14 protein-coding genes are annotated in these 14456 nt (G+C 51.0%); 9 read left to right on the forward strand and 5 right to left on the reverse strand.

Going from position 1 to position 14456, the window contains the following annotated elements; all coding sequences use genetic code 11:
• The first annotated feature begins 54 nt into the window (after positions 1-54).
• A complete protein-coding gene (locus DDY07_RS04975; protein WP_171695029.1) occupies positions 55-684 on the forward strand; it encodes a TetR/AcrR family transcriptional regulator in 630 nt (209 codons plus the stop codon).
• Here the strand turns inward: DDY07_RS04975 and lplT are convergent.
• The 5 genes from lplT to DDY07_RS05000 all read right to left on the reverse strand — a co-directional run bounded on the left by lplT (position 623) and on the right by DDY07_RS05000 (position 7273).
• A complete protein-coding gene (gene lplT / locus DDY07_RS04980) occupies positions 623-1798 on the reverse strand; it encodes a lysophospholipid transporter LplT (RefSeq protein WP_171695030.1) in 1176 nt (391 codons plus the stop codon). The genes DDY07_RS04975 and lplT overlap by 62 nt on opposite strands.
• 46 nt (positions 1799-1844) lie before the next feature.
• On the reverse strand, positions 1845-4010 hold the full coding sequence (locus DDY07_RS04985) for an AMP-binding protein (RefSeq protein WP_171695031.1): 2166 nt from the start codon (positions 4008-4010) through the stop codon (positions 1845-1847).
• A 210-nt stretch (positions 4011-4220) separates the two neighbouring features.
• Positions 4221-4841 (reverse strand): cohesin domain-containing protein, encoded by a 621-nt coding sequence (locus tag DDY07_RS04990; RefSeq protein WP_033159336.1) that lies wholly within the window; start codon positions 4839-4841, stop codon positions 4221-4223.
• 63 nt (positions 4842-4904) lie between these two features.
• Positions 4905-6374: a putative Ig domain-containing protein gene (locus DDY07_RS04995; protein WP_171695032.1), complete on the reverse strand. Its 1470-nt coding sequence runs from the start codon at positions 6372-6374 to the stop codon at positions 4905-4907.
• A gap of 269 nt (positions 6375-6643) precedes the next feature.
• The gene (locus tag DDY07_RS05000) at positions 6644-7273 is read right to left on the reverse strand and encodes a cytochrome b/b6 domain-containing protein (RefSeq protein WP_171695033.1); all 630 of its coding nucleotides are present in this window, start codon (positions 7271-7273) and stop codon (positions 6644-6646) included.
• Between the two features lie 136 nt (positions 7274-7409).
• Between DDY07_RS05000 and DDY07_RS05005 the strand changes: the two genes are divergently transcribed.
• Genes DDY07_RS05005 through DDY07_RS05040 form a run of 8 tightly spaced genes read left to right on the forward strand, consistent with a single transcriptional unit; the run spans position 7410 to position 14451 of the window.
• Positions 7410-8075, forward strand: a complete 666-nt coding sequence (locus DDY07_RS05005; protein ID WP_033159333.1) for a response regulator transcription factor — start codon at positions 7410-7412, stop codon at positions 8073-8075.
• Positions 8072-9415, forward strand: coding sequence for an ATP-binding protein (locus DDY07_RS05010; protein ID WP_171695034.1), 1344 nt, complete (start codon positions 8072-8074; stop codon positions 9413-9415). The genes DDY07_RS05005 and DDY07_RS05010 overlap by 4 nt, the downstream gene beginning before the upstream one ends.
• 35 nt (positions 9416-9450) lie before the next feature.
• A complete protein-coding gene (gene argH, locus DDY07_RS05015) occupies positions 9451-10842 on the forward strand; it encodes an argininosuccinate lyase (RefSeq protein WP_171695035.1) in 1392 nt (463 codons plus the stop codon).
• A gap of 60 nt (positions 10843-10902) precedes the next feature.
• Positions 10903-11604, forward strand: coding sequence for a FimV family protein (locus DDY07_RS05020; RefSeq protein ID WP_171695036.1), 702 nt, complete (start codon positions 10903-10905; stop codon positions 11602-11604).
• Positions 11601-12830 (forward strand): hypothetical protein, encoded by a 1230-nt coding sequence (locus tag DDY07_RS05025; protein ID WP_171695037.1) that lies wholly within the window; start codon positions 11601-11603, stop codon positions 12828-12830. Before DDY07_RS05020 ends, DDY07_RS05025 begins: the two co-directional genes overlap by 4 nt.
• A gap of 19 nt (positions 12831-12849) precedes the next feature.
• The gene (locus DDY07_RS05030) at positions 12850-13386 is read left to right on the forward strand and encodes an ATP/GTP-binding protein (RefSeq protein WP_033159328.1); all 537 of its coding nucleotides are present in this window, start codon (positions 12850-12852) and stop codon (positions 13384-13386) included.
• A gap of 5 nt (positions 13387-13391) precedes the next feature.
• Positions 13392-14048 (forward strand): hypothetical protein, encoded by a 657-nt coding sequence (locus DDY07_RS05035; RefSeq protein WP_101052600.1) that lies wholly within the window; start codon positions 13392-13394, stop codon positions 14046-14048.
• A 40-nt stretch (positions 14049-14088) separates the two neighbouring features.
• Positions 14089-14451 (forward strand): roadblock/LC7 domain-containing protein, encoded by a 363-nt coding sequence (locus DDY07_RS05040; protein ID WP_101052602.1) that lies wholly within the window; start codon positions 14089-14091, stop codon positions 14449-14451.
• Positions 14452-14456 lie beyond the last annotated feature (5 nt).

A 14456-nucleotide genomic window follows, 5' to 3' on the forward strand; every position in this document is an offset into this window, starting at 1 on the left:
CCTGCGGCAAGGTCGTGTATGGTAGCTGTTTTTAGTGCATGTCGCAGAGAACATATGGCAAGAAGAAGCGAACATAGTCAGGAACAAATCAAGGAAATGGTGCTGGTCGCCGCGGAAACTATCGTCATAGAGGACGGCTATAGCGCTCTGACCGTGCGCAAAATCGCGATGGAAATCGGCTATACCGTGGGCAGCATTTATATGGTATTTGCCAATATGAACGATTTGCTAACCCACGTCAAAGGCCGGACACTGGATGAGTTGGCTAAACAATTGCTTCACTGTGAACCGACCGCGAGTGTCGAGGAAAATATTCTGATCTTGGCGGAAACCTACCTAAATTTTGCCGCCCGGCATTTCAATCGCTGGCGCATGATCTTCGATATTCAGAGCGAGGAGCCTCAGCCTGACTGGTATCTACAAAAGGTGGAGCAGATGTTTGCGATTGTCGAGGTGTTGTTTATCCAGCTTACGCCCGGCAGTTCCGCGGAACAAAGCCGGCTGGCAGCCAGAACCTTGTGGAGCGGCGTGCATGGAATCTGTATTTTGTCGCTGACTGCCAAACCGCAGGTCAGCGACATTGAAGCATCCCGGCTAAGCGTGGATTTGTTGGTACAAACTTTTATTCAAGGCTGGAAGGCGCGTGCTCCACTTCAGGTAAATGCCAAACCACCAGAAAAGTAGCCGCCAGTAGTAGCAAGCCCAAGCCGATTAGTGCTGTAATCGGCGTTACTTGTTCGGCCGCCGCCAGGGTGTAGCCGCCGACCGACAATAGCATTGCTACATTCTGGAAAAAATTCTGCATCGCTACCGCACCCCCGCTGCCTATGCTTTGTTGGCCGATCTCCTGTAAAGCAGCGTTTATTGGGACGATAAACATGCCGCCTGCCATACCCATTAAAAACAACACAAAACGCGCCGGCCAGACCGCTTCCGTGAAACTCAGGGCGATGATGAAGATGCTCATCAGATAGGCCGGGATGCGCGCCCGGCGCAAATGTTCCAGCGGAATCAAGCGCGGGACCAGGACCGAACCGGCGATGATACCGATAGCCAAAAATAGCGTGAGATTGGCAATATCGCTGGCGTTATGCGTCATTAACACCAAAGGCGCCCAAGCGATGATAATCACCCGCACACTGGCTGCTGCTGCCCAAAACAAGGATGCGCCCAGCACCGCGAACCGCGAACGCGGCATCGCCAAAAAAGTTTTAACTTCCAAATAAAACAATACAATTTTCGAGCCGGTCGGCGCCGCTTTACGTAAACCTATCGGTAAGAACAAGGTGGCCGCCGCGGAGATCAAAAACAAGACTATTGTGGCGACCAACGCCCAACTGGTCGAATAATCGGCTAGTTTTGCACCAACCACCATACCGGTTAATATCGCCAGTATCGTCGAGCCCTCAATCCAGCTATTGGCTTTAACCAGACCGTTGTGGCCTGCCAGTTCCGGCAAAATGCCGTATTTGGCCGGACTGTACAAGGCAGCGCCGACACCGACCACACAATACGCCAATAGAGGCTCGACGTTAAATAGCAACAAACCCGCGCCGCAAGCCTTGATCAGATTGGCGACAATCAATACCCGCGATTTGGCGTGACTGTCCGCAAATCCGCCCACCCAGGGCGCCAACACTACGAATGCCACCAGAAACACGCTTTGTAGTGCCGGCACGTACCAACTGACCGGGTACGCATCCTGCATCACCATGGCGATGACTGTAAACAATATGGCGTTGTCGGCAAATGCCGAGAGGAATTGCGCGACTAAAAGGGGATAGATGTGTTTGCTCATGGCATTAAAGGGTAGTTAAGTTAGGCAAGCCAGGTGTGGGTCGTGCTCAATCCGACTCGACGTCGCCACCTTCCAGCAATCGCGCTGCTAACGCTGTCGCACCAGGATAATCGGTTTTTCCGGTCGCCAATACCGGCAGTTTATCCAGCACAAACACTTTCTTAGGCAGATTGATGGTAGCGACTCCGGTCGATGCGTCGGCCAATTGTTTGGCGTTGGCGTCGCGGCGGGTCGTTAACAGAATGAGTTGTTCGCCTTTTTTCGGATCGGGCAAACTGACCACCACATGCTGCGCTTCCGGCCAAGCGTGGATGGCCAATTGTTCCACCGCGGTGAGAGATACCATTTCGCCGCCAATTTTCGCAAAGCGCTTGCTGCGGCCTTGAATGTGAATAAAGCCTTCCTCGTCGACATGGACGATGTCGCCGGTATCGTACCAACCTTCGCCGAAAGCAGCGGAGCAAGGCGGTACCAAAACTCCGGGATTGTCCGGCAGTAGATAACCTTTCATAATGTTGGGGCCGGCGACATGCAGTTTGCCGGCGTTCTCAATACCGGGCACCGGCTCCAATTTATGCAGCATATCGGGCATGAAGCGGCCGACGCTTCCAGCCTTGTAGTCCATCGGCGTGTTTACCGAGGTTACCGGCGAGGTTTCCGTGGCGCCGTAACCTTCCAAGATACGGATACCGAATTTATCCAGCCAAGTGGTGCGCGTGCTTTCCTGCAATTTTTCGGCGCCGGCTACCACGTAACGCAAAGAGTAAAAATCGTAAGGATGGGCTTTTTTGGCATATGCCGCCAAAAAGGTATTGGTGCCGAACATGATGGTCGCGCCTACCTCGTATGCCATCTCCGGTATTACCGCATAATGCAGCGGCGACGGATAAAAAAAGCTGGTCATGCCGTTCAATATTGGCATCATCGTGCCGACTGTGAACCCAAAGGAATGGAACATCGGCAGAAAATTCAGCACCACATCCCCCGGTCCGAAATCAATGCGCGCTCTGATTTGTTTATGATTGGCCAGGATATTGGCATGCGACAACACCACGCCTTTCGGTAAGCCTTCCGAACCTGAAGTAAACAATACTACCGCCGCATCGTCGGCATCGTAGTTCTGGCTCTTGTACCAAAATCTTGCGGTTTTAGCCTGTAGCAAGCCGATGATTTTGTCGACGCTTGTTAGTGATGTCGCCAAGTCTTCCAAATAAATTAATTTGACGTGTTGTGCCAGCGTTGCGGCTTCGTCTCCCAGTTTCGCTAATTCAATGAATTTGCGCGAAGTCAGCACAATATTGATTTGTCCGGTGCGGCAAGCGGCAGCCATGCCGGCGGCGCCTATCGAATAATTCAGCATCGCCGGTACCCGCTGATAAATCTGTAAACCCAGTACCACGTTCAGCGTCTTACAGCTATTGGGCAGCAACACGCCGACATTCTCGCCGGTTTGCGTGAGGGTTTTGATTAGTTTGCCTACGATGATGCTGCGGGTGATAAGAGCATCGTAGCTTAGTGGCTTGCGCTCCAGATCTTCCGCAACAGTGTAACGTCCGCCATGTAAAGCCCGTGCTTCCAATAAGGCCGCAAAGATGGTTTGTTGGTAATGACTGGTGGCAAACATCATTTCCGTCATGATGTCAGCCAGGATGTGGCCGCTATGCTTGCGGCGAGCTTTGCCGGTCACATCGCCGTGAGTCTCGATCAAGGTTGGCGGCTGAATATGAATGGTGATGCGCGGAAACCAGTGTTGACGCACGCTGCCCAGCTTGGAAAAGCGGCTGTATTCAGCGCCCTCGATGCGAATCGGCAACAAGGTTGCACCGGATTTATCGGCAACCATGCCGGTGCCGTCGTAGATTTTCATCAAGGAGCCGGTCACGGTGATCCGGCCTTCCGGAAAAATCACGGTTTTGGTATCGCTTTGTAAATGATGAATCAACGCCTTTAAAGACAAGGGGTGCGTTGGATCCATCGGAAACACTTTGGATAAACGCAAAAATGGCTTTAGCCACCAGCGTTCAGAGATTTGGGTATTGATCGCAAAGGTGATGTCGTCCGGCAAAAACACGCCCAGCAGCAAAGGATCGAGAAATGAAGTGTGGTTGGCGACGATCAACACGCGGTTGCCGGCTTTAGCGTAATTTTCCAGCCCGTGGACCTTGACTCGATAGACTAGCGTCAACAGCCAGCGTAAAACAATTTTTAACATGATATTCCTCCCGTAAGCGCATATTAGCAGACAGATTGCGATTTGCCGGAAGGCACTATAACGATAAACTAAACGTTGTTCAATTTAATTTTCCCTTTGCCTCCTAAAAACGAAAAAGCCATCCCCAAGGGATGGCTTTTGACATTGCTACCACCTTGTCCGTCGACGGACAAAATCGGTGCGATAACCCGGCGAACTGCTTTATGGCTTTTAAATTGGTTTTTTCCCAAAGCCGAATACGCCTAACAGCGCCGGAACAAACAAGAAGACAGAGGCAGGCAACGGAACAGCGGCTGGTGCGGCAGTGACGTGGACAGTAGCGCCTGTGATGGTTGTGGCGGGCCCGCTACCATCGGAGAGAAATAGTAGTTGTGCCGGCGTATAGATCGGGTCGGGGATTATGCTTAAGGCATTCCCCGCGCTGACATTGAGCGCTTGAAATTTGACGGTGCCCAGCAAGGTGGGCTCAGAGATATTTAAACCGGTTGCGACGCTGCCCGACAGCATTTCGGCAAAATGAATTTTCCCCAAGGTTGCGCCCGAGCCTGGGGTAATGCTGTTCGCCAGACTTTCGGTGTCAGTGCCAAAAATACTGCCACTGCTTAGCAATTGCGCCGATAGATTGGTGCTGTTGTAGGTCAGATCGAAATCGAAGCCCGCCAAATCAGCAACGTTATTAATATAAATATTCACATCGAAAATAGAGCCTTTAGCGAATGAGCGGATATTCGTGTCGTCAGAAAATTTAAGATTAAGGGTGGCCGCTTCGGTGGTCTGGAAAAACCCGACGAATGCCAGCGCAAGTAGTTTGGTAAGTAAATGTTTGTTCATAAAATATTCCGTAGGGCTGGAAACCGGAGCCAATCGCTCCGGCAAACTGATTCAAAAAATGGGCTAGGGCGCAGGGTTGACCACGGCACATTGCGGCAAAGTACAAAGCGAAGCTGCCTTTCTGTAATCGATAATATTGACTCGCAAATCGCCATTCAGATCAGCGGGGTCGTTGGCTGCTACCACTTTGCCGTATTTGGCTTTGATGGCGTTCAAATCGTTCATGTCGATGTCGTTATCGCGATCCGTATCGCCGGGGCCTGTTACTTTCACGGTAAAAGCTTTAGATGCGCTGGTGTTATCGGCATCGTTTGCTGAGACGGTAAAGTTGAAAATGCCTACCTTGGAAGGCACGCCTGATAACAGGCCTGTGTCTTGCGCAAGAGTCAAGCCGTTTGGTAATGCGCCGGCGCTGACGTTGACCACGTAAGGGGTGTTGCCGCCACTAACGGTGGGCCGCTCCGGAAACACTTCGTTGACATTGCCGTTTTGCAGCGCATCGACCATTGCGAAGGGCGAGATAGCCACGAATTCCGTCATTTGCGAACCTTGATAGGCGCCGACGATTTCCGCAGTCGAACAATCGAATTCATGAGAGCCGCCGTTGGCATCGGTTACTTCCACTACGCCGTCGCCGTGCAGATTATCCGTTCCGACCGCATCGCACATGGCTTCACCCTTTTCGCCATCAATGGACGCGGCGGGACCGCCATAGGCATAAAACTCATAACGGCGGGTGACGACTTCTTCGGCGTTGTTGCCCATGCTGTCGCTGCCGCCACGCAATTCGGATTTGGCGTTGCTGACACCATTGTGGGATTGCAGCAAATACCATTCAGATTCGACTTCGTCCGGCTCGCCATTGGTCCAGTCTGCTAGACCGTCGTGGTCATGATCATCACTGATCAGTGCGCCTAAGGCCAAAACCCGAGCGTTGTGAGTTTTAGTTTTAATAACCTTCACCCAACTAGGTTCGCCAAATTCTTTTACGACGCTTTGCGGAACAACCGGAGCCGGCATGGTTGCCACGACTTGAGCAGGGAAGTCAGTGGTCGGTGGGGTGTAGTCGAATACCGGCGTATTCAACTGCAGCGCGGGACCAACAACCAGTTTGCCGCTACCATCCTTGACCAGCCAGTTGTATTTGACCGCGCTATAAGGCGTGGTGGCGGAGTAGGCAAAGTGCACCCCAAAATGTTCGCAGCCGACATTTTTGCTTAAATCGTAGCAATACAAGGTACTGCCGATTGGATAGGGATTGGTGAAGGCACCGTCTTTTTCGTAACGTACGAAGGTTTTGGGGTGCGCCGGGTCGCTGAGGTCTTCCCGTATTTTTCCGTAACCGTAATGATTACCTGGGTAGGTGCTGACTACATCTTTGCTGTTTGTATCGTCCAGTTCTATTTCTATGCCGTAGACCGGACCGCCGGTGTGATTCAGTGCGTCAAAGTTGCCTAGCCCGCCCCTGATGTCGCTTGCCTCGGCAATAGAGCCGAGCGCCAGCAATGGCAGTAAGAATGTCATTTGTTTCATCGAGTGTTCCCTGTAGGTTTGTGGTGTGTCAATTGACTTTAACTAACAATGAAACTTGGCGGGGTGAACCGACGACCTCCCGATTTTGATAGACCGAGGTAAAGCCTGACTAAGTCAAAAAGCTAAGAAGTCTTGCCGCAAGGCACGTAGTCAGTTGCCTAAACTCAAAAGTCGATTTCGACATATTTAGACAACTAAAAGTCGCGGGACTTATAACAATGGAAAATGAATTCAAAATTAAAATTGTGGGAAATCTCACATTTTTAGTGTCATTTAATTGATTTCTTTCCAGTTAGCATGGCTTTGATTAAGTGTTCGTTGTGCGCTCTACCAGAAACAAAGACGCCCACTACGTGTAAGGCAATTAGGACCAGCATAAAATTGGTTGCCCCTTCATGAATTTCCTCCCAAAATTCTTCATCTTGGCTTTGCGTTTCTGCTTTTCCATCCTCTTCGTCGTCTTCTTCCGCATGGGCAGCGCTAATCAAACTTAGTGTTGTTGGATTGGCAGCCAGCGGACCTCGGCCTTCTTCTATCGCATATACTTTCAAGCCGCTGACCGTCACAACCAGCAACGTTGAGAGCAATGCCATGACCATCCAGCCGCCCAAAGGATTGTGGCCGACATAATGTTTCGCGGAGCCTGCGCGCAGTTCGCGAATATAGCGGTAAACAGTTCCGGGAGAACGGACAAAGTCGCTAAATCGGGCATGGCGGCTGCCGATGATTCCCCACAGAATGCGGAAGATAATCAGACCCAAAACCGTGTAACCGGCGTAAATATGCCAAGCGTTTTCTTCCTCGCTGGTGAAATAGGCCACAGTAAAGGCAACGACCAGCGACCAGTGAAAAATACGGATAAAAATGTCCCAGACCGCTACGGTGTGTTGGTTATTCATGTGGTTTACCTCGGCATGCTTAGTTGCAGATGTAGCTAGTGTAGGAAACCGAGATAAATCCAATCTTAAAAGTTCGGGGTTAAAATACCCTTACTCCGAGTAACTCTTTGAAACCAACCATTGTTATGACTCAACTATGCGACTATTGCTGGTAGAAGACGATCCAGGCCTGTCCCGATCTTTAAAAGCCGATCTGGAAAGAGCCGGGTTTGCGGTCGATTTGGCCATGGATGGTGAGAATGGCGAGTTTTTGGGCATGACTGAATCCTACGATATTGTCATCCTGGATTTAGGCTTGCCGAAAATGCCCGGACTGGAAGTGCTGCGACGATGGCGGCAAGCGGGTAATCATGTGCCAGTCATTGTGCTGACGGCCAGGGACGCCTGGCATGAAAAAGTCGACGGCTTTAAAGTGGGCGCCGACGACTATCTAGGCAAACCGTTTCATATCGAGGAGTTACAGGCACGCATCCAGGCCCTGTTAAAGCGTATGCACGGGATGATGCAGCCGCAACTGTGCGGTTGCGGCGTGGCCTTGGATGAAGACAGGCAAACCGTCAGCGTTGATGGTGCTGAGCATGTTGAGCTGACGGCAATCGAATTTCGTTTGCTGCGCTATTTCATGCTGCATCCCGGCAAGTTGCTTACCAAAACCCATTTACTTGAGCACGTCTACGAATGCGACGGTGACCCGGCCAGCAACGTTATCGAAGTGTATATCAATCGGTTACGGCGTAAATTGGGTAAGGATTTGATCGCTACCCGGCGTGGGCAAGGCTACATCTTCGGCGACAAACTGTGATCTCATTGCGCCAGCGTCTTAACCGCGGCCTGATCATTATCCTGAGTATGGTGTTTGCCGGACACTGGTTGGCAGCAGATTGGGTGATTCGCTCTGTAGCGGAAAAACAAATGCTGACCCGCTTACAGCACGATGGCGATTCGTTGCTGGATACCTTGACGCTTAACGCGGAAGGACAACTGATTTTCGATAGCTCGCATGCCGGCACGGTTTACGGCCAAGCCTATTCGGGTCACTACTTTGTGATCCAGCTTGACGGAAAAACCTATTATTCAAGTTCGCTGCAAGACGACGTTTTGCCTTTTACTACCGAGCCGGCCAATACCGCCAGGCAATTCCATTTTCCTGATGGACCGCATCACCAACCTTTACTGGTTTTGAGTCGAGGTTTCGAGCGATTTGGTCATGCAATCACCATTAGCATCGCCGAGGATTTAAGCGATATTGGCCATGACATAGACCACATCCGGCTTGCCTATCTGGTACTGACGGCCATGGTGCTTTTGATCGCAATCGCCCTGCAAAGTAACGATGTACGCAGATCGCTGAAACCGTTGCAGGCAGCGCGCGACGAACTGGCCGAGATTGCCTACGGCCGTCAGTCACAGATCCAAGCCAGAGTGCCGGCGGAAATCAAACCCTTGGTTGCGGAAGTCAATCGCTTGTTAGTGTTGGTTGAGAGGCGCCTGCACCAGTCTCGCACCGCGATTGGCAATTTGGCGCATGCGCTGAAAACGCCGTTGGCGATGCTGTTTTGTCTGGCTGAAAATTCGCAACTGGATGCCCATTCCGAGTTGCGTAATCTGCTGCAAAAGCAAACGCAAGCGATCCATGAGCGCATCGAGCGAGAATTAAAACGCGCCCGTATCTCCGGCAATCTGCAAACCGCCAGCGTGTTTAATCCACAGCAAGAACTCACTGCCTTAGTCATGCTGTTGCAAAATGTCTATGCCGAGAAAAATTTAGCGATCCAAGTCAATGCCCCCGATCAATTAATCAATTTTGATCGGGAAGACATGCTGGAGCTGACCGGTAATTTGTTGGATAACGCCTGCAAATGGGCTGACAAGCAGGTTCTAGTCTCGGTTGAACATGGCGCCGGCATTACTATCAGTGTCGAAGACGACGGTCCGGGTTGTTCGGCGCAGGACATGCAGCAACTCAGTAAGCGCGGTTTAAGGCTGGACGAAGCAGTGCAGGGACATGGGCTAGGCTTGGCGATTGTACGTGACATCGCCTTATTTTATGGCGGTACGCTGGAGATTATGCGTTCCGCGCAACTGGGCGGTTTGCGAGTGAGTGTGCAATTCCCAAGGTGGATAGCCGCAGCATCGGTATAATTCCCGCTTCTTTTGCATTTACCGTTTGATTGCTTATGACCACCGTTAACACCGAAAAACTTTCCAGCGCCCGTTTTGCCGAAGCCACCGATGCTTTTGTCGAAGAATTTACCGCTTCAGTCAATTTTGACCGGCGCATGGCCCGGCAAGATATTCAAGGCTCGTTGGCGCATGCGGCCATGCTGTGCAAAATAGGTATTCTGACCGAACAGGAACTCGCCGACATTCGCAGCGGATTGATGCAAATCGGCGGTGAGATCGAACGCGGTGAGTTCGTCTGGTCAATCAAGCAGGAAGATGTGCACATGAACATCGAGGCGCGCTTGACCGATTTGATCGGGATTGCCGGCAAAAAACTGCATACCGGCCGTTCGCGTAATGACCAGGTAGCAACCGATATTCGCTTATATTTACGTAGCGAAATCGAAACCATATTGACGCAGTTACAACGTCTGCAAATCGCTTTATTGGATGTGGCGGAACGCGAGGCCGATACCATCATGCCGGGTTTTACCCATTTGCAAGTCGCGCAACCCGTGACATTCGGCCATCATTTAATGGCGTGGTTCGAAATGCTGTGCCGTGATAAAGAACGTCTGCAAGATTGCTGTAAACGCCTGAATGTGATGCCCTTGGGCGCCGCAGCATTGGCGGGCACCAGCTATCCCATTGATCGCTTCATGACCGCCGAATTGTTGGGATTTTCCCGGCCGTCGAATAACTCTTTGGATTCGGTCAGTGATCGCGATTTTGCGATTGAGTTTGCCGCGGCCGCTAGTTTAATCATGATGCATTTGTCCAGGTTCTCGGAAGAACTGGTGTTGTGGGCCAGTGCGCAATTCAATTTTATCGATATTCCGGATGCATTCTGCACCGGCTCATCAATCATGCCGCAAAAGAAAAACCCCGACGTACCGGAACTGGTGCGCGGCAAATCCGGCCGGGTTACCGGGCATCTGGTGTCCTTATTGATGTTGATGAAAAGCCAGCCCTTGGCTTACAACAAAGACAATCAGGAAGACAAAGAGCCATTGTTCGATACCGCCGACACCTTAATCAATTGTCTGCGGGCCTTTGCCGACATGATGCCGCGCATTCAAGCCAAACGCGAAAACATGTACATCGCCGCAAAAAGAGGATTCGCGACGGCTACCGACTTGGCTGATTATTTGGTTCGCAAAGGTATGCCTTTTCGCGATGCCCACGAAGTCGTGGGTCAAGCTGTGCGCTTAGGACTGCAAACAGAGCGGGATCTATCGGAACTAACTCTCTCAGAGTTGCAGGGCTTTTCCGGCACCATTACGGCGGACGTTTTCGATATTCTAAAATTGGAAGGGTCGGTCGCTGCCCGCAATCATATCGGTGGCACGGCGCCAGCAGCCGTTCGTCAGGCAATATGTGAAGCAAGACAACAAATACCCCACTAAATCCTGGAAATTGGCTTTTTAACTGCTACCCTTCGAGCATCGTTTGATTTGGAGGGTGGCATGCCCCAATATTTTTCCCGACTGCTTGCTGGACCATCGCTGGATGCAATCCCGCAAGAAACCGATTTTTGGCACGACCGGGAGCTTAGTTTGTTTAGCTGCCCCAGCGCCGATGCTGATTACGCATTGACCGCATTAGTTTTTAAAATTAGTAGAAACCCGAAAGATCTGCTGGCGCATCTACGCCGGATTTATTTTTGTTACGACCGGCGCCTGTCCGAGCAACTCTACGCGGCCTTGTTGGATTTAATGATTATTTTGGATGGGAAGGGAACTGCGATCAGTCGCCGTATGATACAAGCTAGCCAGTCGCGGCTGCTGGTCCAGCAATGTCAGGATTTGCTTAAAACTGACGGGCAAACGCCGCCAGCTAATCGATATTCTTTGTTCAGTAAAGGTCTGTTGGCTAGCCGCGAACTGGTCAGGTCCAGACGGCAAACCGAAGCGCAACATGATTATTTGGCCTTAGCCAACGACTTTATCGAATACAGTCAGCTCGAACAGGCCATGGATGTGCTGGAAACGGGTATCAACCTGCAACATGATCGTCCGGATTTGCAACTGGCTTTGTTAGAGCTGTATAAGTCTACAAAAAACCGGGAGCGCTTTCAGCTCAATCGGCAGCGATTTAGCGACTCCGGCGTGGTGCTGGAGGGTGAATGGCTGGAATTGGCACATTATTTTGAAGGACAGGCATCATGAGCAAGTCGAACAAAACGCCATTTCGAATCGCTCTGCATGGCATGGATACCCGCACTTATAAAACCATGGAAATGTATCTGAAGGGGCCTTGTCGGGGGGCTGCCGTCGTGGTCGAGGATGCCGAAGCCAGCATTGATATGATCGACGCGGATCACCCCAAAGCCCGGGATATTCTGGATGCCAGAAAAGCCGCCGCGCCGGGCCGACCGATCATCTTATTGTCATTACAAAACCTACAACTGGATAATACTTACTTCATCAAGAAGCCGGTGAATGTCCAGCAAATAATGGCGGTGCTGAACAAGATTAAGGCGGTTGCCGATGCTCGCAAAGCCGCTGCCGAACGTACGAAGATTGCGCAAGCACCTGCAAAGACAGCTGATATGCCGCCCCCGCCCAAGGACGAGAAGCCGAAAAAAATGGCTATGGATGTCTATGTCAATAAGGCTAAGGCGCCAAAAACAGGTGATGCCGCTGAGCACCACAAGGCCAGCAAACATCATTCTGCGATGCAGTTGAACGAAGGCGGCTTCACAGCGTTTTTAGGGACACTGAGCGACATCGATTTTGACGACGAGGTGCAGCTGTTAACAGCCTGTTACGATCCGCGCCAGTATTTTTTGGGCTACGTGATGTCGGCATATAAAACGGCCAATTTACAGTCGCGTGTTTTGCAACTTTGTTCGATTTGGAAACCTTTGACGATTTTTCCGGAAAGCCAGGAAGTCTGGATCGATGCCGACGATAAGCAAACCCGCGCATTTGCCGGAATGCCATTGGGTAAAGGCTCCGTCGGCAAAATGATTTTGACGGCAGTCGATTCCACAACCGCCATTCAGCGCGCCGAAGATAAGTTTCAAGATATGGGGGCTTTTGTCTGGAAATTGGCAATCTGGACATCCAAAGGGCGCTTCCCGATAGGTCTGGATATTCAAGGGCCGGTCTACTTAGAAAGATGGCCGAATTTTACCCGACTGGTCATCACGCCCGATGCTTTGCGCATTGCCGCATTGTTGGTTCAGGCACCGAGAACGCCATTGGAAGTTGCTGGTCTGTTACATGTCAAACCGCAGTATGTGTTTGTGTTTATTAGTGCTTGCCAGACGATAGGCATATTGAAACAAAGCGAACGTCAAGCCGATGCGGTGATTGCCGTAGAACCCACCAAGAAGCCCAAAAATGAGGGTTTATTAAGCAAAATTCTCAATAAATTGCGCGGCGCTTAGCAAACGATAAGGAATCTCGATGAGTCAATACAAAATTATTTTCACGGGCCCGGTAGGCGCCGGCAAAACGACTGCAATCAACGCTATTAGCGATGTGCCTCCGATCAAAACTGATGCGGCTGCCAGTGATATGACAAAAAATCGTAAAGCATCCACTACGGTGGCGATGGACTACGGTGTCATGAATTTGGCGGGCGGTGAAAAAATTCACTTGTACGGTACTCCCGGCCAAGAACGGTTTGATTTTATGTGGGATATTTTGACCAACGGCGGCATCGGCTTAATTTTATTGCTAGACAACACCCGCGCAGACCCTTTTCAGGATATGCGTTTTTTTCTGGATGCGTTCGGTAAGTTTATCAACGACACCAGCGTAGCGATTGGGGTGACGCAAATGGATTTAAGTAGCACACCCTCAATAGAAGACTACCATGCGCAACTGCAAGGCTTTGGCTTGAAACCACCGGTTTTTTCGGTGGATGCACGGGAAAAGAATGATGTTTCTTTGTTGGTACAAGCTCTTTTATATTCCCTGGATCCTGGTTTGGCGGGGTAATCACCATGGAAAGATTTGATCTGATTAACGGGCTGTATCTCTATCCTACTCCCGCTGGTGCTTACTACGCTGTCTCGTCGCCCGAAAACGATAAACCCCGGCGGTTTTTAATCCGCTTGCTGCAACAGGAACAGACTCCGGCACTGACTATCGCGCAGTTGCAAACATTGATGGAAATCGATGACGAGGACAAAGCCTTGCAATTGTTGCTGTACTGCCAAAAGCTAGGTTGGGTGCAAGGCGTAGACACGCCTTTACAGGCGCCACAGGCTGCGCTTGAGACGATGTTGCCGGATTTATTGGGATCGATTTCCGAGAGCGGCAAAGTGCTATTGGCAGATGACCAAGGGTTTTATCTGGCGTGTAGCGGTTTTCCGCATGAGGTCGCCGAAGAATTGTCCGCGCTCAGCGCGGAACTGGCAACCGTGCATAAACGCCGTTCCGGATTATTGATAAACAATATGGGCATTTCCAGCCACGCCTGGGCCATTGTCGATCCGTTCGGTAATAGTCAAATCGGCTTTTGGCCGATGTTCGTCGGTAAGCACCGTTTCGTGTTGGCGATCAGCGGCGTACCGCATTTTAACCAAGCGGAGTTTGTAACCCTGGCCTGGGCTTTAATCACCCGTTATTTAAGCAAAGCCGCTGATGCTGCCAATTAAGCGGATCGCATATCACCCATTAACGAATAGGAATTAGATTATGAAAGCAGACATGCTGACGTCGGTTTTAAACGAGCTGAACGGTACTTCGGCGGATATAGAAGCCTCAGGTGTGATTTCCACCGACGGTCTGATGATGGCGTCGGTGTTGCCAGCCGGTATGGACGAGGATCGAGTGGGCGCTATGAGTGCGGCGATGTTGTCTTTGGGCGATAGAACGGCCCAAGAATTAAATCGCGGCAATTTGGAACAGGTGTTGATCAAAGGTGCCAGGGGCTATGTGCTAATGACCTATGCCGGTAATGAAGCCGTGCTTACCGTACTCGCTAAACCCAACGCCAAGCTCGGACTCATCTTTCTTGATGTGAAGCGTGCGGCAGAGAGTATTTCCGAAATGCTGTAAACCCT

Origin of the sequence: Methylomonas sp. ZR1 (assembly GCF_013141865.1) — a bacterium.
Taxonomy (GTDB): domain Bacteria; phylum Pseudomonadota; class Gammaproteobacteria; order Methylococcales; family Methylomonadaceae; genus Methylomonas.